This is a genomic window from Psychrobacter immobilis (genome assembly GCF_904846235.1).
Taxonomy (GTDB): Bacteria; Pseudomonadota; Gammaproteobacteria; order Pseudomonadales; family Moraxellaceae; genus Psychrobacter; species Psychrobacter immobilis_C.
Genome location: NZ_CAJGZN010000018.1, coordinates 1 through 23670, shown reverse-complemented (window position 1 = coordinate 23670; position 23670 = coordinate 1). Strand labels below are relative to the sequence as shown.

23 protein-coding genes are annotated in these 23670 nt (G+C 42.5%); 15 read left to right on the top strand and 8 right to left on the bottom strand.

Features of this window, described 5'->3' with window-relative positions:
* Nucleotides 1-90 precede the first annotated feature (90 nt).
* Together JMX07_RS11520 and JMX07_RS11515 are read right to left on the bottom strand one after the other, a co-directional pair.
* Nucleotides 91-1707, bottom strand: coding sequence for a DUF2254 domain-containing protein (locus tag JMX07_RS11520; RefSeq protein WP_227684808.1), 1617 nt, complete (start codon nucleotides 1705-1707; stop codon nucleotides 91-93).
* Nucleotides 1700-3283: a YihY/virulence factor BrkB family protein gene (locus tag JMX07_RS11515; protein ID WP_201608067.1), complete on the bottom strand. Its 1584-nt coding sequence runs from the start codon at nucleotides 3281-3283 to the stop codon at nucleotides 1700-1702. The genes JMX07_RS11520 and JMX07_RS11515 overlap by 8 nt, the downstream gene beginning before the upstream one ends.
* A 256-nt stretch (nucleotides 3284-3539) precedes the next feature.
* Between JMX07_RS11515 and wrbA the strand changes: the two genes are divergently transcribed.
* Both wrbA and JMX07_RS11505 read left to right on the top strand, forming a co-directional pair.
* Nucleotides 3540-4157: an NAD(P)H:quinone oxidoreductase gene (wrbA, locus tag JMX07_RS11510; RefSeq protein WP_057758854.1), complete on the top strand. Its 618-nt coding sequence runs from the start codon at nucleotides 3540-3542 to the stop codon at nucleotides 4155-4157.
* 154 nt (nucleotides 4158-4311) lie between these two features.
* Nucleotides 4312-4761: a hypothetical protein gene (locus tag JMX07_RS11505; protein WP_102093271.1), complete on the top strand. Its 450-nt coding sequence runs from the start codon at nucleotides 4312-4314 to the stop codon at nucleotides 4759-4761.
* A 110-nt stretch (nucleotides 4762-4871) separates the two neighbouring features.
* Here the strand turns inward: JMX07_RS11505 and JMX07_RS11500 are convergent, their stop codons facing one another.
* On the bottom strand, nucleotides 4872-5651 hold the full coding sequence (locus tag JMX07_RS11500; RefSeq protein WP_201608065.1) for a DUF3108 domain-containing protein: 780 nt from the start codon (nucleotides 5649-5651) through the stop codon (nucleotides 4872-4874).
* 477 nt (nucleotides 5652-6128) lie between these two features.
* On the opposite strand from JMX07_RS11500, the gene groES reads away from it, so the two are divergent.
* Both groES and groL read left to right on the top strand, forming a co-directional pair.
* On the top strand, nucleotides 6129-6419 hold the full coding sequence (gene groES, locus JMX07_RS11495; RefSeq protein WP_057758860.1) for a co-chaperone GroES: 291 nt from the start codon (nucleotides 6129-6131) through the stop codon (nucleotides 6417-6419).
* 123 nt (nucleotides 6420-6542) lie between these two features.
* A complete protein-coding gene (gene groL / locus JMX07_RS11490; RefSeq protein ID WP_201608063.1) occupies nucleotides 6543-8192 on the top strand; it encodes a chaperonin GroEL in 1650 nt (549 codons plus the stop codon).
* Nucleotides 8193-8670: 478 nt separating this feature from the next.
* Here groL and JMX07_RS11485 read toward each other — a convergent pair whose 3' ends face one another.
* Together JMX07_RS11485 and JMX07_RS11480 are read right to left on the bottom strand one after the other, a co-directional pair.
* Entirely contained in the window at nucleotides 8671-9102 is a 432-nt protein-coding gene (locus JMX07_RS11485; RefSeq protein ID WP_201608061.1) for a hypothetical protein, read from the bottom strand.
* 273 nt (nucleotides 9103-9375) lie between these two features.
* Entirely contained in the window at nucleotides 9376-9831 is a 456-nt protein-coding gene (locus JMX07_RS11480; protein WP_102093266.1) for an Lrp/AsnC family transcriptional regulator, read from the bottom strand.
* A 147-nt stretch (nucleotides 9832-9978) separates the two neighbouring features.
* On the opposite strand from JMX07_RS11480, the gene JMX07_RS11475 reads away from it, so the two are divergent.
* The 3 genes from JMX07_RS11475 to JMX07_RS11465 are packed head-to-tail and all read left to right on the top strand — an operon-like array spanning nucleotide 9979 to nucleotide 12786.
* Nucleotides 9979-10896 (top strand): DMT family transporter, encoded by a 918-nt coding sequence (locus JMX07_RS11475; protein ID WP_227684807.1) that lies wholly within the window; start codon nucleotides 9979-9981, stop codon nucleotides 10894-10896.
* A gap of 18 nt (nucleotides 10897-10914) precedes the next feature.
* Entirely contained in the window at nucleotides 10915-12093 is a 1179-nt protein-coding gene (locus JMX07_RS11470) for an aromatic amino acid transaminase (protein ID WP_201608059.1), read from the top strand.
* Between the two features lie 3 nt (nucleotides 12094-12096).
* On the top strand, nucleotides 12097-12786 hold the full coding sequence (locus JMX07_RS11465; RefSeq protein WP_320158008.1) for a glutathione S-transferase family protein: 690 nt from the start codon (nucleotides 12097-12099) through the stop codon (nucleotides 12784-12786).
* Nucleotides 12787-12894: 108 nt separating this feature from the next.
* Here JMX07_RS11465 and yaaA read toward each other — a convergent pair whose 3' ends face one another.
* Complete coding sequence (yaaA, locus tag JMX07_RS11460; protein ID WP_201608056.1) at nucleotides 12895-13695, bottom strand: peroxide stress protein YaaA; 801 nt, start codon at nucleotides 13693-13695, stop codon at nucleotides 12895-12897.
* A 497-nt stretch (nucleotides 13696-14192) separates the two neighbouring features.
* Here yaaA and JMX07_RS11455 point away from each other — a divergent pair, with 497 nt between their 5' ends.
* The 6 genes from JMX07_RS11455 (at nucleotide 14193) to JMX07_RS11430 (ending at nucleotide 18953) form a co-directional block, all read left to right on the top strand.
* Nucleotides 14193-15344 carry a Re/Si-specific NAD(P)(+) transhydrogenase subunit alpha gene (locus JMX07_RS11455; RefSeq protein WP_201608055.1) on the top strand — a complete coding sequence of 384 codons (1152 nt, stop codon included), beginning with the start codon at nucleotides 14193-14195 and terminating at the stop codon, nucleotides 15342-15344.
* A 115-nt stretch (nucleotides 15345-15459) separates the two neighbouring features.
* On the top strand, nucleotides 15460-15798 hold the full coding sequence (locus JMX07_RS11450; protein ID WP_197707696.1) for a proton-translocating transhydrogenase family protein: 339 nt from the start codon (nucleotides 15460-15462) through the stop codon (nucleotides 15796-15798).
* The gene (locus JMX07_RS11445; protein WP_101204835.1) at nucleotides 15795-17195 is read left to right on the top strand and encodes an NAD(P)(+) transhydrogenase (Re/Si-specific) subunit beta; all 1401 of its coding nucleotides are present in this window, start codon (nucleotides 15795-15797) and stop codon (nucleotides 17193-17195) included. The genes JMX07_RS11450 and JMX07_RS11445 overlap by 4 nt, the downstream gene beginning before the upstream one ends.
* Before the next feature lie 280 nt (nucleotides 17196-17475).
* A complete protein-coding gene (locus JMX07_RS11440) occupies nucleotides 17476-18012 on the top strand; it encodes an acyl-CoA thioesterase (RefSeq protein WP_201608054.1) in 537 nt (178 codons plus the stop codon).
* 162 nt (nucleotides 18013-18174) lie between these two features.
* Nucleotides 18175-18384, top strand: a complete 210-nt coding sequence (gene iscX / locus JMX07_RS11435; protein WP_021812734.1) for a Fe-S cluster assembly protein IscX — start codon at nucleotides 18175-18177, stop codon at nucleotides 18382-18384.
* 65 nt (nucleotides 18385-18449) lie between these two features.
* Nucleotides 18450-18953: a GyrI-like domain-containing protein gene (locus JMX07_RS11430; RefSeq protein ID WP_201608053.1), complete on the top strand. Its 504-nt coding sequence runs from the start codon at nucleotides 18450-18452 to the stop codon at nucleotides 18951-18953.
* Between the two features lie 142 nt (nucleotides 18954-19095).
* Here the strand turns inward: JMX07_RS11430 and dapE are convergent, their stop codons facing one another.
* A complete protein-coding gene (gene dapE, locus JMX07_RS11425) occupies nucleotides 19096-20313 on the bottom strand; it encodes a succinyl-diaminopimelate desuccinylase (protein ID WP_201608052.1) in 1218 nt (405 codons plus the stop codon).
* Between the two features lie 62 nt (nucleotides 20314-20375).
* Nucleotides 20376-21131 (bottom strand): 2OG-Fe(II) oxygenase, encoded by a 756-nt coding sequence (locus JMX07_RS11420; protein WP_201608049.1) that lies wholly within the window; start codon nucleotides 21129-21131, stop codon nucleotides 20376-20378.
* 141 nt (nucleotides 21132-21272) lie between these two features.
* Here JMX07_RS11420 and JMX07_RS11415 point away from each other — a divergent pair, with 141 nt between their 5' ends.
* Both JMX07_RS11415 and pssA read left to right on the top strand, forming a co-directional pair.
* Entirely contained in the window at nucleotides 21273-22160 is an 888-nt protein-coding gene (locus JMX07_RS11415) for a 23S rRNA (adenine(2030)-N(6))-methyltransferase RlmJ (RefSeq protein ID WP_201608047.1), read from the top strand.
* Nucleotides 22161-22186: 26 nt separating this feature from the next.
* Nucleotides 22187-23101 (top strand): CDP-diacylglycerol--serine O-phosphatidyltransferase, encoded by a 915-nt coding sequence (gene pssA, locus JMX07_RS11410; RefSeq protein ID WP_227684806.1) that lies wholly within the window; start codon nucleotides 22187-22189, stop codon nucleotides 23099-23101.
* Nucleotides 23102-23670: the final 569 nt, after the last annotated feature.

The following is a 23670-nucleotide window of genomic DNA, read 5'->3' as shown; positions in this document are numbered from 1 at the left end:
GTGTTGCTAGCTATAGGGGTTGTGTTTATAAGTGATGTATTTATAAAGGCTGGTACGGTTATTTATTTAAACAGTTAATTGGTCATGTCATTAACTAGACTGTGTCTGTAACGCTTGACGAATATCGGCTTCAAAATTACTCACGTAATTAAAATGCTTGTGCTGCGCATCCTTATCAAGAATAAACTGCTTGGCTTGTTCGCACATAGCGACCAAATCATCGACCAACTCTTGATAATTTAAATTCTCTTCTCCGGCGCGCTGAATCAGATGCAATTCATGTAATAGCGTTTGCTGCTGCGCGCTGTTTACCCGTGCATAGTTCAGATTGACCATTGCCTGACATAGTGCTTTTAAGACCATTAGGTCAGCAGCTGCATAACGACGTATCTCACCAAGTGATACATTGATAAAATCAGAAATCTTTGGGATATGAGTGACTAGTGCCAATATGGCCAGTCGCTTCTGTTTGATAGTATTTTCAGAGCTATCGTTAGTCTCTGATTGCGGTATGTGAAAATGATAAGGGCTTGGTGGCTGACGCCGCATCATGATACTCAGACAGCTGGTTAGAGACTGGACGCAATTGACCGCAGTCTTTGGATCATTGATACCAGGGGATAGTGCGCGTACAGCAATTTCCGTCATTTGACCTAAGCTATATGCAATGTCGTTAGAGTGCGCCAATCGTTGCTCAAGTCGCAGGCAATTTGCAAGACGTTGCCAAAACAGTCCATCAGGCGCTCGCGGTATCACTGCCAGATGCGGGGTTGCTGTCTTCTGTTGGTTATTTGGATGAGATTCAGGTCGCTGATAAAAGTAGCCAATGACGTTTTTGTCAGTGACGTAATTACCGAGGTTGACATGCATCTGTACCACGCCACCATAATCCTGTGACAGCGCAATCAATGACTCAAGATAAATCTGCTGTAAATAACCTGAATTTGGTGAATAAATCGGCATAGCAGGCCAGTTTTGGAACTGCTCGATATCATGGTGCTCAGCATCGCGTTGATGTTGAATATCACATCGATCGTTATACCAATAGTAAATGTTTGCAATCGCATCGTTGCTAGCATTTTGAATGACGTGTGACGCTTGAATAGCATGTACCATATGCTGTACAAAATAAACTAAAAGCAGCGCACAGATAATCGCCATGATAATAGCAAAAGTTACTGCCAATTGCGGCACACCAAAAGCCACGTCAGACTTATGCATAGACTTCAATACCAGTAAGCTATAGCTAAATGTACCGATAAAAGCGCCAAGGACAAACTGGTTTGGAGTGTCGGTCAAAAAGTTACGTAGTAGTCTTGGACCAAATTGTGAAGAAGCCATCGACAGGACGGCGATTGTAATTGAAAACGTCGTACCGGCTACGCCCAATACGGCACCAGCAATGGCGGTCATAATAGCGCGCGCCGCCTCGTCATCACCAGTAAAAGCAAAGGAGATCTCTTTTACCGTTTCACGATCAAAATGCTGATCAATTGCGACTAGCAAAGGAGCAAGTAAAATACCGACGATGACACAAGCGGTTGGGATAAACCAATAAGAGCCAATCAGCCACTGCCACAAATTATTTAAGCGATCAGGCAAGTCAGTCAGCGTTTGTATTGACCACAACTTAGTGAACTGCTTAAGTCTGTTTTGACTTGCATTGATCGTACGTGTCCAGATGCTGTCTCCATCATTTTTATTCACTGCGATGAGCCTTAGGGTTATCTGCTTCTGTAATAATAGCGTTTTTGTGCGTACGTCTGCTCATATTTGTCTCAGCATGACTCTCACTAGTCCCTAGAGGTATGATGGCTTCATTGTCGTGATCGTCATACTCAATATCACTGTCTTTATCATAAGCCATAGGCTCTAGGTGCGGTGAGGCTTCAATATTTGAATCATTACCGTTATAAATATTCTCATTATGTCTATCTAGATTATCATGTCGTTGTACGTTTTCAGTGGCGGCAGAGGTTTTTCTAAATAGTTTACGGTCATCGCTATGCTTATTATTAGATTGTTTACGAGGCTCACTATTGGCAAAGATAGCATTTAGCGGCAGATGCAGTTGCTGTTTGGCATACGCTTCGGTGTTTTCAAAGCGTTTTACCAATAAACTTAGCCAAGGCTTTTGACCTTCCAATTTCATCTCATCCAGCTCGTCTTTGATAGGAAGTGGGTAGGGCAAGGTACGATAAAAGTCCCATAACGTCATCCTACTCAGGTCTCTTTTGAGCACGTAGTCATCATCATCTGTCATGGTAATCAGATTGCTGTCTTGCAGGTAGTTGATATAGGTATACCATTTCGGCAGCTCTTTGCGACCTAAGACATTGCGCAGCGCCTGTTCGCTAACGGCTTCACCTTTTAAGTGGTGGGTATAAACCAAGTTCAACATATCTAGCAAGCTGAGTAACGGGTGACGAGGGTAGACTTCTTCCGTCTCAAAAATCGTCAAGGTATAGCTGATCTCAACGCCTAATAAAATCAAATTCCACGACAGATAAATCCATAGTAGAAAGATAGGCAGTGCGGCAAAAGCACCGTAAATCGCTTCATAGCTGGTAAAGTTAGCCATCACTGTACCAAACAGATGCTTCATTAATTCAAAGACAATAGCCACAAACACGCCAGCGATGGCTGCATTTTTTGCCGGTACGCGTGCCTTTGGAATAAACCAGTACATACCGATAAAGCCCGCCATCGTAATACCAATCGATGCCATTTGTACCCAAAAGCTCCAGTCGATACCGTAGCCTGCAATTTGACGATTGAGAAAGCTCAGACTCTGTACGGTACTGGAAGCGATAAAAGCGGTACCCAGTACCAAAGGTCCCAACGTAACAATGGTCCAATAACGCAGCATGCTTTTGATGCCACCCGAGCGATCTTCTACTCGCCAGATTTGGTTAAACGCGCGCTCAATGGTGGTCAAGGTCATGATAGTCGTAAAGAACAAAATCATGGCACCGATAATGGTTAGGTTAGATGACTTTTCGGCGAAGTCATTAATGTACTCACTAACTTGCAGGCTGGATTGTGGCAATAGATTGCTATAGATGACATCATAAATCTGCGCTCTAACCGATGCGAGTGCTGGTACGGATGACAAAATCATCAGTAATACCGTTAATACAGGCACGATCGACAGCATAGTGGTGTACGTCAGTGAAGCCGCCTTTTGCTGGCAATTATCTTCAAAAAAATGCCGAGTCAAAAACCGTAAAAACTGAAACCAGCGCTGTTGTAAAAACGGGAGTTTTTGAGATAATTTTTCCATGTCGACCATTAAGCAAAAGTAAGAGTGACAATAGTGTAACAAAAATGAACGGTTATCATCTGCGGTTTAATTGTGTCAAAATGCACTACCTAGCGCATCAGATACAATATAAGTCAGGTTATCAATCATGGTTATTTGCATGACAGTGAATGACTCGGGCATAATGTGCACATATTCTACAATGCCAGTTAGTCGTATATTTCGCCGCATCTTTGCTGGCCAGTATGACTGACGTTTTTATAAGGAAGCTTTGCTAATGAGTCAGACCGACCCTTATGTTTTGGTGCTTTATTATTCTAATTATGGTACGACTAAGACATTAGCATATGCTATCGCTCAAGGTATTGAAGATGCTGGCATGACCGCGCGTATCCGTACGGTACCGACAGTGGCACCTGAAACCACATCAAGTAAGCCTGCGATACCTGATGAAGGCGACTTGTACTGTACGATGGATGATCTAAAAGACTGTAGCGGTCTAGCGCTTGGTAGCCCAACGCACTTTGGTAATATGGCCGCACCTATGAAGTATTTTTGGGATAATACCGTGACCTTATGGCTGGCAGGGAACCTACAAAACAAACCAGCCTCGGTGTTTACGGCGACAGGTTCCATGCATGGTGGCCAAGAAACGACACTGTTGACGATGATGTTGCCGCTGATGCATCACGGTATGGTCATAGTAGGTGTGCCCTATGCAGAGCCAGCATTGAACCGCACTCATCGCGGTGGTACGCCTTACGGTGCTAGCCATGTCAGCGGAGCATCACATGATCAGCCAATATCTGCTGACGAGCGAGATTTGGGTATTGCGCAGGGTCGCCGTTTAGCGATTACGGCGGCTGCATTAGCACAGGCTAATTGGGGCAGATAAGCAACTTTTATAAACCTGCTGTCTAGAAGCGTCTGAGTCTCAAAGTCTATGATTGAATGCCTATAATCACTTGATTATAAGCAAGTGGTTATAATCAAGCTCTACTTATTCACATTCAGCAGTATATTATTCATTTAGGAAATCAAAATATCTAATGGCCACAACCCGCTCTAATACAAAGCCTCTTAAAACGGTGAAGCCTATCGCACCTATTGCACAGCGCTTGAAGGTTACTTGGTTAATTTGGCTCGTTTATAGACTGCTCGGATTGCCTATCTTTATTAGTATCTTTAATCCTAGTAGCCCTGATATCGTTGGCGGTATTGCTTGGCAGGCATTATGGCTAGTGCCAGCATTGATTCTGACGCCATGGATATTGCGCGGTCGTTCCCCTTATGCATTATTAATTAGCAGTATGTTTACCTTGGTATATTTGGGTGCGAGTGGCGTGGTGCTGTTTACTCGTATATATGGCAGTAGTTGGGCAGAAATCGCCGTATACTTAACGGACTTCTTACTATTGCTTGCTATCAATGTTTGGCTATTTATTCTGCTTAAACGCCTGCCTTCGATGAACAACGTTGTGAAGAAACCTCGTCAATAATTGAAGTTATCTAAAGCCTAATAAATTATATCCATTAATCTAAAACCATAAAAAAGCGGCACTCCATCTGGGGCGCCGCTTTTTTGTTTATAACTTTAAAGATAAGTGGATTAGTTAATCTTAGTTAATTCTAAATCCATTTTCTTACCATCGTTAATTTGACTAACTTTAACTGGCATATAGTCCAAGCTTGGGGCTAACCAAAAGCTGGTAGAGCGGCTATCGTCATCGTGGATGCGGTCAACACGTACTGTATCAAAGGTACCCGCTGGTACGGTAATCTTAGTGCTGCCTGATTTTTTAAATGGCGTCTTCTCGATTTTGTCTTTTTTCGCCATGTAGTAGTTACCAGAGAATTTACCGTTTAATAAATCCTGACGAATCTGTACCTCAAGGCTCAAATCATCAAAGGCTTGTTGCGACATGTTCATAGTCGTCGACTTGCCCTTATAGTTACTGGTGACTTTTTTGCTGCTTGGGTTGAAGTCTAGTTTATGCGTGCGACCCATGCCAAGTAGTTTGTAAGTGGTGCTTGCCTGCGTGGGACTGACGTTGTTGCCATTAATCGTAAAAGTACTGTTTTGCGAGGCGCTAGCCACACCAGCGACGCGAGCCTTAACGTTATATTTCCACGTATTACCAGATTTGCTTAGCGTACGAGTTGCTGTGCCTTTGTATTTGTCCTCAACGGTAAAACTATAATCGGCAGACGATGGTTGAACAGTTTTTGCGCTGGCAAGGGTAGGTGCGGTCATACTCAAAGCTCCAACGGTAGAGATACTGATGCCTGTTACTAAGGCAGACAAAAATTTAGATGGACTGCGTTTTGCGTTATTAGCATTATCAACATTGTCGCTTGATGACTTTTTGTGCATTGATGAAAAATTCATAGATACCCCTTCATTAATTTATTGCCGTTATAGCAATTTTTTTCGTTCGTTCTTATTATGTTTACCAGACCTATAATGGTCATACGCTGTTACATTTTCAAGCATGGTGTCATACCGCTTCGTGTAGAGCTTGTAGCAAATGTTTCTATAATTGATTTGGCATTGGCCAAAATATAAATTCAGCTCGCTAATATTTTAAATATTTCTACTTCTTGTTCCTTATTTGAGTAGCATCTTGGCTTTACTAAACCTCATTCATTTATATGAAACGTCGGTTGATCAATTTTTGCAAAATAATCTTGTAAATTTTTGGGCTTTACACTTGAACCGAACTCACCTTGCCCCCACTTTTTGTTACAAGCTCAAGGCTTATCTATAAAGCGTTGTTTTTGGCAGTGTTCCCTATAGATACTGGTATTGAGACCATTAATTCAAATAAACCCTTAATTTTATTAACTAACTTTTGGAGTCATATCGATGAACATTCGTCCTTTACATGACCGTATTGTCGTCCGCCGCATAGAAGAAGAAACAAAGACAGCTGGTGGTATCTTGCTTCCTGGTTCAGCACAAGAGAAACCTTCACAAGGTGAAGTGCTTGCAGTTGGTAATGGTCAAGTTCGTGACAACGGTGAAACTCGTGCGTTAGATGTAAAAGCTGGCGACAAAGTTTTGTTCGGTCAATATGCTGGTCAAACCGTAAAGGTTGACGGTGAAGAACTATTGATTATGAAAGAGTCTGATGTATTGGGTGTGCTAGAAGGCTAGTCCTTTTGAGTATTATTTTATACTCAGCACATTTTGATAGCAGTTTCTAATAATCGCTTTTGATAAGCAACTATCAAATCAATCAATTGTATTCTCATACTTATAATAGTGGAGTAATTTAACATGGCAAAAGACGTAAAATTCGGCATTGATGCCCGTAAACAAATGATGGACGGCGTAAACGTTCTAGCAAACGCAGTACGTGTAACATTAGGCCCTAAAGGTCGTAACGTTGTTATAGACAAATCATTTGGCGCACCTACCATCACTAAAGATGGTGTATCCGTTGCCAAAGAAATCGAGCTAGAGAACAAATTCGAAAACATGGGTGCACAGTTGGTACGTGAAGTCGCTAGTCGCACTAACGATGTCGCTGGTGATGGTACAACCACTGCGACTGTATTGGCTCAGTCAATCCTACAAGAAGGCATGAAGTCAGTTGCTGCTGGTATGAACCCAATGGATCTTAAGCGCGGTATCGATAAAGCGGTACGTGAAGCGGTTAAAGAAATCCATAAACTATCAACGCCAGCTGACGATCACAAGGCAATCGCTCAAGTTGGTTCTATCTCTGCAAACTCAGACACCAAAATCGGTGAGCTGATCTCGCAAGCGATGGAAAAAGTTGGTAAGCAAGGCGTTATCACTGTTGAAGAAGGTTCAAGCTTCGAAGATACCCTAGAAGTTGTAGAAGGTATGCAGTTTGACCGTGGTTATATCAGCCCATACTTTGCAAACAAGCAAGACAGCCTAACTGCTGAATTTGAAAACCCATATATCTTGTTGGTTGACAAAAAAATCAGCAACATTCGTGAGATCGTGCCATTACTTGAGCAAGTAATGCAGCAGAGCAAGCCGTTACTAATCATCGCTGAAGATGTAGAAAACGAAGCATTAGCAACACTAGTTGTAAACAATATGCGTGGCGGCTTGAAAACTTGTGCCGTTAAAGCACCAGGTTTCGGTGATCGTCGTAAAGCAATGCTTGAAGACATCGCAACGCTAACTGGCGGTACTGTAATCTCTGAAGAGATTGGCCTAAGCTTAGAGACTGCTACTCTAGAGCAACTTGGTACTGCTAAGAAAGTGACTGTTGGTAAAGAAAACACCGTTATCGTTGATGGCGCTGGCAACAAAGCTGACATCGAAAACCGTGTTGAGTCTATCAACCGTCAAATCGAAGAGTCTACTTCTGACTATGACAAAGAAAAGCTACAAGAGCGTGTTGCTAAATTAGCAGGCGGCGTAGCAGTTATCAAAGTTGGCGCAGCGACTGAAACTGAAATGAAAGAGAAGAAAGACCGTGTTGACGATGCGCTACATGCAACTCGTGCAGCGGTTGAAGAAGGCGTTGTACCTGGCGGCGGTGTTGCCTTAGTTCGTGCGATGAATGCATTATCTGAACTACGCGGTGATAACGACGATCAGAACGCTGGTATGAACATCCTACGTCGCGCGATGGAAGCACCACTACGTCAAATCGTAACCAATGCTGGCGAAGAAGCTTCAGTTGTGGTTAACGAAGTGAAGAGTGGCAGTGGTAACTACGGTTACAACGCAGCGACTGGCGAATATGGCGATATGCTAGAGATGGGTATTCTTGATCCAGCTAAAGTTGCTCGTTCAGCACTAGAAAACGCTGCATCTGTTGCAGGCTTAATGCTAACGACTGAAGTTATGATTACTGACTTACCGCAAGGTGACGATAGTATGGCTGCTATGGGCGGCGGTGCTGGAATGGGCGGTATGGGTGGAATGGGCGGCATGATGTAATTTTACTTCTGCTGCAAAGCGATTTATCTTTGTCAGATACGCTCAATGTACAACAAGTACTATTTTCGCTTATCTTCCTCGGCAAATCGCTTTTCGCTAAAAGTATGATTTTGTCATAAAGTCTATTTGACTATTAAAAGCTCTGTTATCGAAAGATAGCAGGGCTTTTTTGTGTGATTTAATATGGTAACTGTGAAAGTATTATTTGAATTATTCAAAATAAAACCCCGATAGGCTATGGCTTGTCGGGGTTTTTATATACTAAAACACTGTTTTTAGAGAAATTAAACTTAGTAAATTTAGATCATCTAGATGTTGTATTATAGGTTTTTAACTCAGAATATTTTAGCTGTTCGTCAAGATCTTTACTTTAAATTTATATAAAGGTGGAGTATTACCTAGGAAAGTTCACATACTGTTTTCGATATATCCGCATGTACAGTATCAGGTATAATGGGTTCAACAAAGCTACTGAATTTCAAGTCTCCTTGATAAATACCATCTTTTGAATACATAATGCCCGACACATTGATAGCAGAACTTTTTGAGCAATAGAATTTAGTTTGAATTTAGTTTGAATTTGGTCATAGTCCCCGTTAGTTCTTACAACACGCCACCACGCTTTTGTATGTGTTTCCGCAAAATCTAGACCGCCATGTTTATAACGTAAGGGCTCGTACTGACTATATTTTTTGATAGTATCTATATTAAGATAGTAATCAAAACCCGAGACAGAATGCCCTACAAAAAACCAAGGAGAACTTTCACTATCCTCTATCGCTAACAATGCCTGTTCAGCATCTATCACTGCCTGATCCATATCTTCTAATTGTTGAATGGCTAATGCATTAGTGGCACACAAAAACATTAAAAATGTTAGTGAAATTACGGGCGTATTTTTCAATCTCATTTTTATCTTCCTCATTTATATTGCTTGGCATCATACGATTACAGTAGTTAATTAAGCCCTTACCTCCAACCTGAAGTATGGTAAATTATTATGCTGGCTTAATTATTCAATCTACCTCTGATCCGCCTTATCCCGCCTAAAAACCCACGTCTTATCATCAGACACTTCTTTATCATAGCCATATTCTATCAAATTCAAATGAACTCATTATGGGTCTTGCCACTCACGAATGATCGAGTGAGACATTGTTCTCCTAATCGGTACAAAAGAATCTCACACAAAAATAGGTAGAGTCGTCTTATTGATTACCTTTCTCACCGATAGATGAGTATGTATGTCTTTTACGCTAGCAAGCTTGTGTAGCTTACGGGTGAACCGCTCATAACCATCGAGATTGGGGCTTACCACTTCTAACAAATAATCATAAGAACCCGATACCACATGTCCATTAATCACCTCGTCCATATTGGAAAGGGCACGTTCGAAGGCTGCGATAGATTCTTCTTGGTGGCTGTTGAGACTGACCTCCACAAAAAAACTCATCGCAATACCCACTTTGGCTTTGTTTACGTTTGCTTGATAGTTCTCTATATAGCCTTCATCTTCCAAACGCTTTAGGCGTCGCGCGCAAGGAGAAGGCGACAGCCCTATACGTTCGGACAGTTCGGCTGTAGATAAGCGCGCTTCTTTTTGGAGCACTTCCAAGATATGGCGATCGATTTTGTCCATAATTTACCTTTTGGCTTTTTAAGCCAAGAATTTTGATTTATTTAGCATTATCCACCAAATATTTGTAAAATTGCAATGAATAAATAGAGATAAAAGCGCATATTTTAATTGATAATTGGTCTTTGTATACCAGCATAAGACACGACTATGAATACGATATTCCACCCCTCATCGCGCAAAAATCCTTTGTTTATAATGTCGCCACTAACCAAAGGCTATGTGGCGATGAGCGTCGTCTTATTGATTTGGTCAGGCTTTGCGTTGACTGTGCGAGCGGTTAGTGCCTCGTCGCTCACTATTGCGGATGTCATGCTCATTCGCTTCAGTGTTCCGCTGGTCTTATTGACTCCTTGGGTACTCTCTAGTTGGCATGAAGTCAAAAACATCAGACTGCCAGATATCATGTTTGTTTTACTTGGCGGCGTGCCTTTTCTTTTATTGGCCGCTTTTGGTGCAAGTACGGTACCAGCAGCTTATGTTGGTACTATTTTGACAGGTACGCCAGTCTTCTTTGCCGCAATATTGTCTTTTATTTTTTATCGTCAACGAATATCATTGAAGAAATTTGCCGCATTGATCCTTATTCTCTTTGGTATCGCTACTATGATTGGCGGGCGTGCACAGTCAATACCTAATAGTCTTCTGTACGGTGTGGGGTTATTGTTGATGGCAAGCCTGATTTGGGCGGGTTATACCTTAGGGTTAAAAAGCACCAAATTGAGTCCAATAGCTATTGCTATCGTGCTCTCTTATACCTCGTTCTTTCTGACATTAGTGATGGTTCTGTCTGGTATCGTAGAGACCAATATAGGTTCTGTATCTTTTGATGAAGCGTTTCCATTTATCCTAGTACAAGGACTTGGTGTAGGGGTAGTATCAACCATTGCGTTTTCTTATGCAGTCAAACAGCTGGGCTCCATTCGTACCTTATTACTTGGATCTTTATCCCCAGGATTAACCGCTATACTGGCTACGCTGATACTCAATGAGTCTCTATCAGTCATTATGATATGCGGCATCGTACTCAGTACCATTGGGGTCATCTTGTCCAATCGAGCGAAATAAACTAATTAAGGAAGTATCATGATGTTAGATAATATGCCTGTTATCAATGGTGATCCACTATGGGCATTGTTAGGTAGGTTTCGCGCTGACCAGCGTAAACATAAAATAGATCTATTGGTTGGTGTCTATCGAGACAAGCATGGCAATACACCTGTGATGAAAACCGTGCAAGACGCAGAGATACATCTTGCTCATCAAGCTCATTCGAAGGCTTATGGCATGTTATCGGGTAACGCTAATTTTAACCAGCAAATGGCAAAATTTGTACTGGGTGACAGTCCAAGTCTAAAAGACCAGTGCACGATTCAGACGGTTGGAGCATCAGGTGCATTACGACTCATTGCTGATTTAATCGCCACGCTCTCTCCCGATTCAACCGTTTGGATCAGTGACCCTGGCTATATCAATCATCGTCCGCTAATGGAAGGTGCTGGGTTAGCGGTTAATACGTATCCTTGGCAAAATAAAAATGGCCAGTTAGATATTGATGCGTGTTTAGCTACGCTAGAAAAAGCAAAAGAAGGAGACGTGTTGTTATTACATGCGTGCTGCCATAATCCTACCGGTATAGATCCTTCTTTAGAGCAGTGGCAACTGTTTTCTGATAAATGTAAACAGAAAAATATTGTCCCGTTTATTGATATGGCGTATCAAGGTTTTGGAGATGATCCTGATACCGATGCTGCAGGGCTTCGTCTAATCATTGAAGACTCTGACTTTGCATTTATTGCCGCCAGCTGTTCAAAAAATATGGGTCTATACAACGAGCGTACGGGTATTGCTACGGTGATGACGACGAACCATGAGCGTCACGCAGATATACAGACACTCTTAGAAACTATCACACGTGCCAACTATTCTATGCCGCCCAATCACGGTGCCGCAGTGGCTTCTTATTTGCTAGACAAACCAGACGCTTGGCTAGTCGAGCTGGCAAGCTACCGTAGTAGGGTAGATACTATTCGCCAAGCATTAGGCGCAGCATTAAAAGATAGGGGTGCACCTGCAGAGTTTTTGGATATTTCGCAACAAAAAGGCATGTTTTCTCTATTACCGCTAACCAAAAATCAAATGCTGATATTGCAAGATGAGTTCGCTATCTACGGCATGCCAAATGGCAGAATCAATATTGCAGGTTTGAAAATGACGGAAATCCCTCAACTGGCGGACGCTATCATGTCGATTATTTCACGTTAGAGAATAATCTTTATTATTCAGTGCAATATTTTATGCATTAATCGCAACATCAAGAAGGACACGACTATTTATACTTTATATTGGGATAAGGGTGGTGCCAATATGGCCACCCATGCTGTCTTTGAAGAGCTAGGCGTGTCTTATGAAATGATAGAAATAGACCTGTCTAAAAACATGCAAAAATCAGCTGAGTATCTAGCCATTAATCCAAATGGCAAAGTACCTACGTTGGTGCATCAGGGACAGGTCATTTATGAGTCTGCGGCAATTTTAATGTACGTGTTAGATCAGCACCCAGAGTCTGGGCTAGCACCTGACACAGGATGCCCTAGGCGCGGTGTCTATTACCAGTATTTGTTTTGGATGTCTTCTACACTGCAAGAAGCCGCTAATCACTGGGCACATCCCGAGCAGTACATTAGCGGTGAGCACAATTTGCAGCAAGTGAAAGATCAAGCGAATGATGTGCTAACCCACTGCTGGGATATTATTGAAAAGGGATTGGCGAGTCATGGTCCATGGTTATTAGGCGATAAATTAAGTGGGGCTGATTTTCATTTATTTATGATTGCTCACTGGAGTCAGCGATATGCGAGTCGAGCACAAGACTGGACACACCTAAGTGCACACTATCAAGCCATGCTAAACCGCGCCTCGGTACAAGAAATGATGGCGCAAGAAGGGTTGTTGTAATCTGTTCATATGCTTAACTAAAGGATATCTGATGAGTGAGCTAGAAGCACTGAATGCAATGCTTCTAGTGACTTCTAGCGATTGTAGTAAATATATTTTTATATCAAGCTACTGATGCGCCGCATCTCGTCTAAACGTCCACGTCTTATCATCAGACGCGTCTTCACAGTAGTAATATCCTGCCAAATCAAACTGCTTTAGCTGTTCAGCATTGGTCAGCTTATTATCTGCTGCATATTTCACCATCAAACCACGTGCTTTTTTGGCATAAAAGCTAATTACTTTATATTGACCATTTTTCTCGTCTTCAAATCGTGGCGTGATGATATCTGCCTTTAGTGCTTTTTTCTTTACCGCCTTAAAGTATTCATTGGAAGCCAGATTAACCAATACCTTGTCATCGCTGTCAGCCATACGCGCATTGATAACGTTAGTGACTTCCTCACCCCAAAACTCATAAAGATTGTCACCGCGCTCATTTTTCAGCTTGGTACCCATCTCTAAGCGATATGGCTGGATCAGATCTAGTGGTTTTAGTACTCCATACAGTCCAGACAGAATACCTAAGTGCTCATTGACGTAAGTAGCAGTATCTTTGTCCATATGATACATATCAAGTCCGGTATAGACGTCACCGTCGAATAGGTAGCCGGCGGGTTTGGCATTGTCATCATTGAAGGGTTTGTCCGTATCCCATTGCCACTCTTGATTGCGCGTGGCATTAAGCTGAGCCAAATCGTCAGATATACTCATCAATTCTTGTAGGTCAACAGGCTCTTTTAACTTCAGTACTTTCATCAATTCTTGTGAGCGTTCGATTAGCTCGGGCTGACTATAATAATTGCCTAAATTTAGTGGTATAGCGTCTGTTTCGTTCAGGGATTTTGCAGGGGAGAGCAAAAAATACATAGTTATTCCTTATTATAATGAATCGATGACGAGTTTTTTCGAGTGTCAAGTATTCTTATTATACGGTATGCATGGGTGGAACTTGACTTAACCTTGCTTATTTTATGTTTATTGACGTTATATTTTTAATAAAAAAACAGATTTAGAGTTAGAAAATAAATGGAGGTAGGCCTGTATCTATAAGGGTTAAGCGTTTTTTGGAAAAATAAAAGGCTTTAATATACCAACAAAAAGTATGCCAATGGTGTAAATACCTAAATTTTTATTTTACTTGTGGGTCATCATTAGACAATGAAACTTGACGAACGATATCTCTATAATAAAAAGGCATGATGGTAAAGTAGCTATCATTTATTAAATTGATAACCTTTGATCGCTGTAATGGATTAATCATGATCAGAGGGTTTTGTCCCCTGTGCTTTTTAAATGTGCGTTGAGGGTATTAAAGGTAGTCGTGAGACGTAAATATAGTCATTGGACGTAAGTAAGGAGACGGTATGAAAATCGGTGTAATCAGTGCAGATATCACGAGCGAGAGCCGTGTAGCGATAACCCCAGACGCAGTCAAAAAATTGCGTAAACTTGGGTTTGAAGTCGTTATTCAGTCAGGTGCCGGCCAAGCAGCATACTATGCTGATGAGTTGTATCAGGCTGCGGGTGCCGACATTGCCAGTAGTCGTACCGAGGTGATTACCCAGTCTAAGATTATTACCACCGTCAATGACCTACCAGCGGAAGCCACTGAAAGCTTGTCGTTTAGTCAGATCGTCATTGGCATGCTCGACCCGTATCGCAACACTCAGCTTGACACTTATGCAGCCAAAGGCGCAACAGTCTTTGCGATGGAGTTATTGCCTCGTACACTGTCACGCGCACAGAATATGGATGTATTGTCGTCACAAGCCAACCTTGCTGGTTATAAAGCTGTATTGCTAGCGGCCAATGAGTATTCGCGTCCTTTCCCGATGTTTATGACTTCAGCGGGTACGGTTAAGCCAGCCAAAGTCGTTATCCTAGGTGTTGGTGTTGCAGGTCTACAAGCGATTGCGACAGCAAAGCGTCTGGGTGCAGTAGTAGAAGCCAGTGACTTACGTCCGACTGCTCGCGAGCAAGTGGAGTCACTCGGTGGTAAATGGCTTGATGTACCGATGAGCGCAGAGGAGGCTGAAACAGCTAAGTCTACCGGTGGTTATGCATGGACGCCATCAGAGCAATATGTCAAAGATCAAGCAGCTGTCGTGGACAAAGCATTGAGCAACGCTGACATCGTTATTACCACGGCGCAGATTCCTGGTCGTAACGCACCGCGTTTGGTACATGGCGCAACGCTTGCCAAAATGAAAGCAGGTTCCGTACTGATCGATATGGCGGCCGGTACTGGTGGTAACGTCGAAGGCAGCGTGCCTAACGAAACCATTACCACAGACAACGGCGTACGTATCGTTGGTGCCGCCAATATCCCATCTATGCTCGCCGCACAGTCGTCAGATTTGTATGCCAATAACCTTGTTAACTTTATTACGACATTGATTGCACCTGCTGGCGATGATGCATCGGCTAGCTTGACACTTAACTTAGACATGGAAGACGAGATTCAGGGCGCACTGGCAGTGACACATGACAATCAGGTACGACTGGCCAAACGCTAGTTTGAACAGTCTATTACCACATATTCTGTCACTACACATTTGCCAGTAATGAATAAATTTTTAGGAGGATTAGATGATTGCCACTATTTTAGCTGCAGCGCCAGCCGGTGCGGCCATGAGTAGCACACCATTTGTAGCGATTTTCACTGTATTTGTGCTCGCTATTTTTGTCGGATACTACGTGGTTTGGGGTGTGACGCCTGCATTGCATACGCCATTGATGGCGGTAACCAACGCTTTATCAAGTATCGTCATCGTGGGTGCGATGCTACAGACCGTCACGATTGATGGTTCAATGTTTACACCGACCAGTTTGCTTGGTGCCTTTGCAGTATTTTTAGCCAGTATCAATATTTTTGGTGGCTTTGCCGTGACCGAGCGTATGCTTGCGATGTTTAAACCGAAAGTAAAAAAAGCACCAGTAGCAACCACTGATGCCGGAGGTGACGCATGAACGATTTCTCAGCAATGATTGCGGCAAATGCAGATTGGTTCTATCTGGTCGGCGCTATCCTCTTTGTTTTAACTTTGCGTGGTTTATCTAGTCCAAAGACAGCGATTCGCGGTAACCGTTTTGGTATGGCAGCGATGGCAATTGCCGTTGTGACTACCTTCTTTTTAGCAGAAGGCCCTGTGCTTTGGTTGATAATCGGTGCGATGGTGTTGGGTGCCCTTGTTGGTATGTGGAAAGCAAAAACAGTCGCAATGACCCAAATGCCAGAAACGGTTGCTTTAATGCATTCATTCGTCGGTTTGGCAGCGGTTGCGATTGCACTTGCGACGGTATTACACACTGAACAGCAGCATGGCGCCGTTGCTCGCATCGAGCTATTTATCGGTTGCTTCATCGGTGCGATTACGTTCTCAGCCTCAGTCTTTGCCTTTGGTAAATTGGCAGCGAAAAGCTGGGCGAAAACATTGGTTGGGGGCTGGGTAAAACCGGTCCAAGCGCTACTATTCATTGCGATGATTGGGTTCGGTGGCGTGTATTTCGTCACTGATTCATTACCAGCATTTTACGCGATGGCAGTGATTGCAGTTATCTTCGGTTGGATGTGGATTGCGCCAATTGGCGGCGGTGATATGCCAGTAGTTGTATCACTATTGAACTCATTCTCAGGTTGGGCAGCAGCAGGTATTGGTTTTACCCTTGGCAACTCGATGCTGATTATCGCAGGTTCGCTGGTCGGTTCATCAGGTGCGATCTTGTCTTACATCATGTGTAAAGCTATGAATCGCTCACTACTTAATGTCTTGTTCGGTGGTATGGGCACGTCAGCTGTGGCAGCAGGCGGCGATGATGGGGCACCGAAGAATTACAAAGCAGGCTCAGCAGAAGATGCAGGGTTCCTTATGTCTAATGCTAGTAGCGTGGTCATCGTACCAGGTTATGGTATGGCACAAGGCCGCGCACAGAATGCAGTAAAAGAGCTATATGAGTTGTTAAAAGAAGAAGGTGTTAACGTTCGTTTTGCTATCCACCCAGTTGCGGGTCGTATGCCAGGCCATATGAACGTACTGTTGGCTGAAGCTGATGTCCCTTATGATGACATTTTAGAAATGGATGAGATTAACTCAGACTTTGCGAGTACAGATGTGGTCTTGGTTATTGGTGCAAACGACGTTGTAAACCCATCTGCAAAAGATGATCCTACTTCTCCAATTTTCGGTATGCCAATTCTAGAAGTTAGCAAAGCACAGACGGTTATGGTCATCAAGCGTTCAATGAGTACTGGTTATGCAGGTCTGGATAACAGCTTATTCTACATGGATAAAACGATGATGATCTTTGGTGATGCTAAGAAAATGGTAGAAGAGATGGTACGTACTATCAATGGCGGTGGTCATTAATCTCTAAACTATGTTTTTAACCATGATTATTTGCAGATAATTTTTTAGATGAAGAAAGTCACTGAGGTGGCTTTTTTTGCGTTAAAGTGGGCGACATTTATGAGCCGACTATAGACTGAGATTATTTCCAATTACGGTCAGTTGTTTAATGATCACAAAATCAACTTTGCTTTATGCACTTAGTATGTGGTTTGCGCTTGATTAATTTTTTAACCCATCTGAACTGCTTCAACGATAGACAATCACCAATTATAAATACGATGAAATAAGAGAAAGATTTATGAATATGTTACTGCGTTTTTTTATTATGGTTAGCTTACTTAAGCAACAGCTCAAGCATCAATCGACGAGTGAGACTATCAGTCTAGAGACTTTGACTGCACCGACCGTTCGCCATTATCGAATTTTGCCACACGATATGGGATTTCGCGATCATTTGCCCAATTATCGTTATTTATCATTTATTGAGCTAAACGTCACGCGCTGGGTAAAGGCGTGCTGTCACCAAAAAGGCATCAAGTCGCTGAATTGGGTGATTGCCATGCAAGAGATGATTTATCTTAAGCAAATTAAATTTTTGGATAAAATGACGCTTAGCAGTGCAGTCGCAGGATGGGATCATAAATACGTGTATTTTGAGCATCGGTTTCTTGTCAAAAATCAGCTGATGGGCGTTGGTATGACCAAGTTTGTTTTTACAGATAGTAAAGGTATGCGCACACCAGAAGTATTAGATATGATGGGCGAGCAGTTGACAGATACGATTAACACATGGAATGAGCACCAAGTCGCGGTAAAATCGACCAAATCAGCCTAAGCCACATCGCAAAACAGTATTGAAAAATAGCATCGTAAAATAACTTGGCTATAATCATTTGCTGAATTTTGGTAGGATAGAGCCCATCAAGTCGTCAGTATTAGGACGATGGCATCGTTTTTAATATGATGATTCTCAAAACGACTAAAAAAAGGTACCGTTATGACCCCACAAAAATTAAAATGGACAGACAGCTTAGATATCGCGATTGAGCTTTATGAAAAATTTCCAGAAACAGATCCACAGTACATTCGCTTTACTGATTTGCATCGCTGGGTAACTGAGCTTGAAGGCTTTGATGATGATCCACAAAAATCAAATGAAGGCATCTTAGAAGCCATTCAAATGAATTGGATTGATGAAGCAGATTAATCGATTCGGTCTGCCAGCATTGCTACAAACAGAAAACTAAATAAACAGATAGAAAAGGCCGCATCATGACATCACAAATTAAAGAGCTACCAGAAGCGATAGCTTGTCGTGGTATCAGTGTTCGTACCACTAATAACGCTGAGATAAGCCATGACACTGCCAAGCTTGGCAGATTATGGCAGAAGTTTTATCAAAATCACGCGGGTAAACTCCCTGAAGGTGAAGACATTTATGGTGTCTATCACAACTATGAAAGCGATGATCTGGCAGGGGCGTTTGACGTTGTGGCCAGTTGGAAAGTAGCCAGCGAGCAAGATGCACAATCAGAAAGCGACAGTGTGGCCAATGCTAGTAACGTAGTGACGGTTGATATTCCTGCAGGAAAGTACTTGGTATTTTCTGAAGAAGGTTATATGCCTAACACTGTGATGAATGCATGGGAAAGTGCTTGGGAATATTTCAATACGGTAGACTGTGAGCATACCCGCACTTTTAATGTAGATTTTGAGCATTATATTGGTGGTAACTTAGAATACGGTCAAGTTGATGTCTATATTGGTATTGAGTAAAATTAGTAATTGGCTTAAGTAACTTAAGCTGCTCGATCTATTATCGACAAAAACAATGACAAAAAAAGCGCTAACCTAAACTAGGTAGCGCTTTTTCTTTGGGCAGATGTCATCAATTAGGCAGGCGCAATTAACCTGATAATCAGTCCAACAATAAATTTTCCAAAATGCCTTCGTAAATCTGGGCAAGCTTACCTAGGTCATCGACTTCTACTTTTTCATCCACTTGATGAATCGTTGCATTACGTACGCCAAGTTCGACCACTTGGGCACCAGTTGGCGCGATAAAGCGTCCATCGGAGGTACCACCAGAAGTTGATAGTGTGGTATCGACATCGGTCACTTTTTTGATGGCGTTTTGACATGCCGAAACCAGTTTTCCTTCAGGGGTTAAAAACGGCTGACCAGATAATTTCCAATGAATATCGTAGCTCGCTTTACTGTTGGCAAAGTGCTTATCAAAGATAGCATGCGTTTTTGCCTTTAGTTCATCTTCAGTCGTTTCAGTTGAGAAACGGAAGTTAAAGACCACGTTTAGCGTTTCAGGAATGACATTGGTTGCGCCAGTGCCGCCGTTGATATTTGATATTTGTAATGATGTGGCTGGGAAGTAGTCATTGCCATTGTCCCATGCGGTAGACGTCAGTTCAGCAAGGGCAGACATCGCCGCATGAATCGGATTAGATGCCAGATGTGGATAGGCGACATGGCCTTGTTTACCTGTAACGGTAAGCTCTGCACCTAGCGAGCCACGACGACCGTTTTTGATGATATCGCCTAACGTATCGGTACTTGATGGCTCACCAACGAGACAGTAAGTGATTTTTTCTTGACGTGCATCTAAAGTCTCGATCACTTTGACCGTACCATTAATTGACGGGCCTTCTTCATCTGAAGTGATTAAAAAAGCAATTGAGCCATTGTGCTCAGGGTGATTGGCGACGAAACGTTCGGCTGCAACAGTAAAAGCTGCAATACCAGTTTTCATATCGGCGGCACCGCGTGCCCATAAATACCCATCAGCGATAGTTGGAGTAAACGGAGGGTAGGTCCAGTTTTTTTCGTCACCTGTTGGTACGACATCAGTATGACCAGCAAAGCAAATCACTGGATCGCTAGTACCGCGGCGTGCCCACAAGTTTTTAACTTCAGCATGTTCGCCGCTTTGTTTTCTATCACCAAAATACATAAACTCGCAATCAAAGCCTGCTTGTTCTAACCGTGCTGACAACATATCTTGGCAACCATCATCATCGGGCGTCACTGAAGGGCGCTCTAACAGTGCAATACTTAAATCTAAGGTTTCTTGCTGATGGGTTGTTCGTTGAGGCGCGCTTGATTGATTATGAGGGTCAGACATAGATAAGCCTTTTATATAATAAATTAAGATGGTAAATATAAATAAAGAGTAGAGGATAAATGCTAAATGGCTACTTCAACAAAAGGTATTAAACCATCTCGGCGCATCCAAGTGGCGATAGAGTAGCGTTGGCGATGCGCAGTTTGTACTTGATGACGTAAATCACTATCGAAAATAATCAGTCTATTAGCAACTGGCATCACTTCATGGTGCGTGCCATGTTTATCAACGACCTCTAGTGCACCGCCATCGGTTGACTCCCAATCATCATTGAGATAAAACACTGCCGAGATAACACGTTCATCACGTCCGGTAGGGTTGTCACTGTGCCATTGATAGCCAAAGCCAGTCGGATAGCACGCATAATGCGCTTCACTATGGCGAATACCAGCGAATAAACTACGATTGAATAGCGAGGCCAAAGCATTGATGCTTTGCAGATAATAGTAGCCTGCAAAAAAGTCTTCAGTAATCCAGCGTATTCTATCACCGCGAATATCACTGATGCGAACACCAGCGGTCAGCTCTGCATCACGATAGTCAATAAAACCGCTTTCTGCTTGTAGTGCTAATAAAGCAGTACTATTGAATACATCATCAATGATTAGCCAGCCGTCATTAACAAAGGTATCGAGCTGTTTATCCGTCAGCTTATCTTCCCAGTCCACCGCAAAGTCAGACATCTGCAATACGTGCTGAGTAGGAATTTCTTGGCTATCACTATGAGTATTTGGCAGCAGTAATGGTGGATTATCCTGACCTATCGGATGATCAACGACCAACGCTGTCTTGTTAAGGTTGCTAATAATCTGCGTCATTTCATCTCATTATTATCAATCAGCTATCAATATACCGTCATTCAATACGTTTTTATTGAAAGCACTTACTAAAACCACATTATATTTTACTCTGCCTATGCTACCATAGATGCAATTTTTCTTATTTAAACTTTTGAGATTATGAACTATAAACACGCCTACCACGCTGGTAACTTTGCTGATGTGGTTAAACACATTTTATTGGTACAACTGCTTAATCAACTGGGGCAGAAAAACAAACCTTTTTATGTGCTTGACGCTTATGGCGGTCGTGGACTGTATTCACTAAGCAGTGAAGAAGCGCGCAAAACAGGTGAGGCCAAAGGCGGTATTCAAGCTTTTCTAAAAGCAGATACCGAAAAGGCACCAGCTGCTGTCAAAGATTATATGGAAGGCATCAAGCAAGCCAAATTTACTTACGACAATAAAGTCTATCCTGGTTCGCCATGGTGGGTGGCCCATCACGTCGAAAAAACCGCAGCTAAAAATCCTGATGCTGGCGTGCGTGCTGAGGCTTTTGAAGCCAAAGCGACTGAATACGATGCGTTGAACTATCAGCTACATAAGTTGCCAATTGGTATCCAGCATCGTGATGCTTTTGAAGGTATTACCGCTGTTATTCCACCAAAAGAAAAGCGCGGTTTGATTTTCCTTGATCCTCCTTATGAGCAAGAGCACAAAGATTTTACGCGCCTGATCGATTTATTGGTCGCGGCTTATAACAAATGGCCACAGGGCACTTATGCGCTTTGGTTCCCAATCAAAAACATCGAAGCTGTAGAGCTCTTCTATAAAAAGCTCAAACGTACTGAAATGAGACGTCAGCTGGTTTGTGAGCTAAACATTTATCCTAATGATGTGGCAGTTGGTCTGAACGGTACAGGTCTACTGGTTATCAATCCGCCATGGCAGTTTGATAACCATGCACGTGAGATATTACATTTCTTACAGCCAGTACTGAAAGTAGAAGACGCGCCAAACTTGACGCCTGATAGTGCGACCAATGTGCGCTGGCTCGTCGGCGAATAGCAATAACGGCCAATAAGGATATTAAGATGACGACTCAGCCACCTATCGGCCAGCCGAATAATGCACCTGTGAACAATGCGTCCTTAAATGACGGCTCGCTGCAAGATAATGCAGCGACACAGCCACCGTTTATTGATGAGCACGAGTTTAATATCCGCCTAGCGGATAACGACAGCTATGATGGTTTGACGTTTGAGGTGATTGAAGCTGAAGTCGCCGAAGGTAAGCGAGTGGTTAGTCGCGGTGTTTATTTGGCACCCAATCTGATCACTACCTTATCGCTACTGTCAGGCTTTTACTCGATTTTGGCGAGTACGCAAGGCGAGTTCTATAAGGCAGCTTTGGCTATCTTTTTATCCGCTATTCTTGATGGCGCAGATGGACGTGTCGCACGTATGCTCAATGCGCAAAGTCCATTTGGTGAGCAATACGACTCTTTAGCAGATATGCTAGCGTTTGGCGTTGCCCCTGCTATTTTGATTTATAGCTTTGCTTTAGAGCCGTTAGGTCGTATCGGCATTGGCTGTGCGTTTGTCTTTACCGCTTGTGCTGCTTTTCGCCTTGCACGCTTTAATGTTCAGGTTGGCATTGTCGATAAAAAGTACTTTGTTGGTTTGGCCAGTCCACTGGCTGCTATATTGGTGACGTCCGCTGTGATGGTTGCAGTCGATCATAACGAGTGGATTGGTCAATACGATACAGCCGTCATGCTATTGTTTGCAGCTTGGGTCGTCACTTGTGGTCTACTGATGGTCAGCAATGTCAAATACTATAGCTTTAAAGAGTTCGATAAAAAGAAAGTACCTTTTGTAGTGCTTATCATTGGGGTGCTAGTCATGAGCATTGTGCTCTATGATATTCCTGTTGGTATCTTAGCGATCGGCATTATCTATGCGTTATCAGGTATCGTGACTACAATCAGAACAAAAGTAAAAGGTTAGACACTGTATTCAGATTCTATATAAAGGAACTTACCTGACGGTAAGTTCCTTTTTTAATACGCTCTGTATACTGCTGAAATACGTCAACCACTATGAAAAAGCTAAATCTGTAGATATAAAAGACAGTATTTAAAGTTTGATAGCGATAACAATAGGTTAGGTAAATGGAGTATCGCTGATATAAAATAACCGAGATTATTTCTAGAGTTTCCTTGTTTTCTATCTAAAACTCCGTATAATGCCACCCAGTCGAAAGGGAAGTGGTTCACTGATTTGGATAATGCAAATTGTTTAAATTAAATAGCAAATACTTCTTGACTAAATAAATATAGCGTCTATAATACGCACCTCATCAAGACGAGCTGGAAGTAGCTAGTGTGTAGATTACACATTAATAACCCAGTTAACTTGTTGAAACAAATTAAAAAAAGAAGTTGACAGACTATTAAAACATGATATGATGGTCAGCTCGCTAAATAGGATAAGCCACATTGGCTGACTTGTTTAGTTTGAAATACTAGCACTGGACGACAGTGTCAGACATTATTTAAAAGCATAACTAAAGAACA

Excerpts from the sequence above, each read along its gene's own strand:
- JMX07_RS11515 (WP_201608067.1), bottom strand. The coding sequence starts at position 3,283 with ATGGAAAAATTATCTCAAAAACTCCCGTTTTTACAACAGCGCTGGTTT.
- wrbA (WP_057758854.1), top strand. The coding sequence starts at position 3,540 with ATGAGTCAGACCGACCCTTATGTTTTGGTGCTTTATTATTCTAATTAT.
- JMX07_RS11505 (WP_102093271.1), top strand. The coding sequence starts at position 4,312 with ATGGCCACAACCCGCTCTAATACAAAGCCTCTTAAAACGGTGAAGCCT.
- JMX07_RS11500 (WP_201608065.1), bottom strand. The coding sequence starts at position 5,651 with ATGAATTTTTCATCAATGCACAAAAAGTCATCAAGCGACAATGTTGAT.
- groES (WP_057758860.1), top strand. The coding sequence starts at position 6,129 with ATGAACATTCGTCCTTTACATGACCGTATTGTCGTCCGCCGCATAGAA.
- groL (WP_201608063.1), top strand. The coding sequence starts at position 6,543 with ATGGCAAAAGACGTAAAATTCGGCATTGATGCCCGTAAACAAATGATG.
- JMX07_RS11485 (WP_201608061.1), bottom strand. The coding sequence starts at position 9,102 with ATGAGATTGAAAAATACGCCCGTAATTTCACTAACATTTTTAATGTTT.
- JMX07_RS11480 (WP_102093266.1), bottom strand. The coding sequence starts at position 9,831 with ATGGACAAAATCGATCGCCATATCTTGGAAGTGCTCCAAAAAGAAGCG.
- JMX07_RS11475 (WP_227684807.1), top strand. The coding sequence starts at position 9,979 with ATGAATACGATATTCCACCCCTCATCGCGCAAAAATCCTTTGTTTATA.
- JMX07_RS11470 (WP_201608059.1), top strand. The coding sequence starts at position 10,915 with ATGATGTTAGATAATATGCCTGTTATCAATGGTGATCCACTATGGGCA.
- yaaA (WP_201608056.1), bottom strand. The coding sequence starts at position 13,695 with ATGTATTTTTTGCTCTCCCCTGCAAAATCCCTGAACGAAACAGACGCT.
- JMX07_RS11455 (WP_201608055.1), top strand. The coding sequence starts at position 14,193 with ATGAAAATCGGTGTAATCAGTGCAGATATCACGAGCGAGAGCCGTGTA.
- JMX07_RS11450 (WP_197707696.1), top strand. The coding sequence starts at position 15,460 with ATGAGTAGCACACCATTTGTAGCGATTTTCACTGTATTTGTGCTCGCT.
- JMX07_RS11445 (WP_101204835.1), top strand. The coding sequence starts at position 15,795 with ATGAACGATTTCTCAGCAATGATTGCGGCAAATGCAGATTGGTTCTAT.
- JMX07_RS11440 (WP_201608054.1), top strand. The coding sequence starts at position 17,476 with ATGAATATGTTACTGCGTTTTTTTATTATGGTTAGCTTACTTAAGCAA.
- iscX (WP_021812734.1), top strand. The coding sequence starts at position 18,175 with ATGACCCCACAAAAATTAAAATGGACAGACAGCTTAGATATCGCGATT.
- JMX07_RS11430 (WP_201608053.1), top strand. The coding sequence starts at position 18,450 with ATGACATCACAAATTAAAGAGCTACCAGAAGCGATAGCTTGTCGTGGT.
- dapE (WP_201608052.1), bottom strand. The coding sequence starts at position 20,313 with ATGTCTGACCCTCATAATCAATCAAGCGCGCCTCAACGAACAACCCAT.
- JMX07_RS11420 (WP_201608049.1), bottom strand. The coding sequence starts at position 21,131 with ATGACGCAGATTATTAGCAACCTTAACAAGACAGCGTTGGTCGTTGAT.
- JMX07_RS11415 (WP_201608047.1), top strand. The coding sequence starts at position 21,273 with ATGAACTATAAACACGCCTACCACGCTGGTAACTTTGCTGATGTGGTT.
- pssA (WP_227684806.1), top strand. The coding sequence starts at position 22,187 with ATGACGACTCAGCCACCTATCGGCCAGCCGAATAATGCACCTGTGAAC.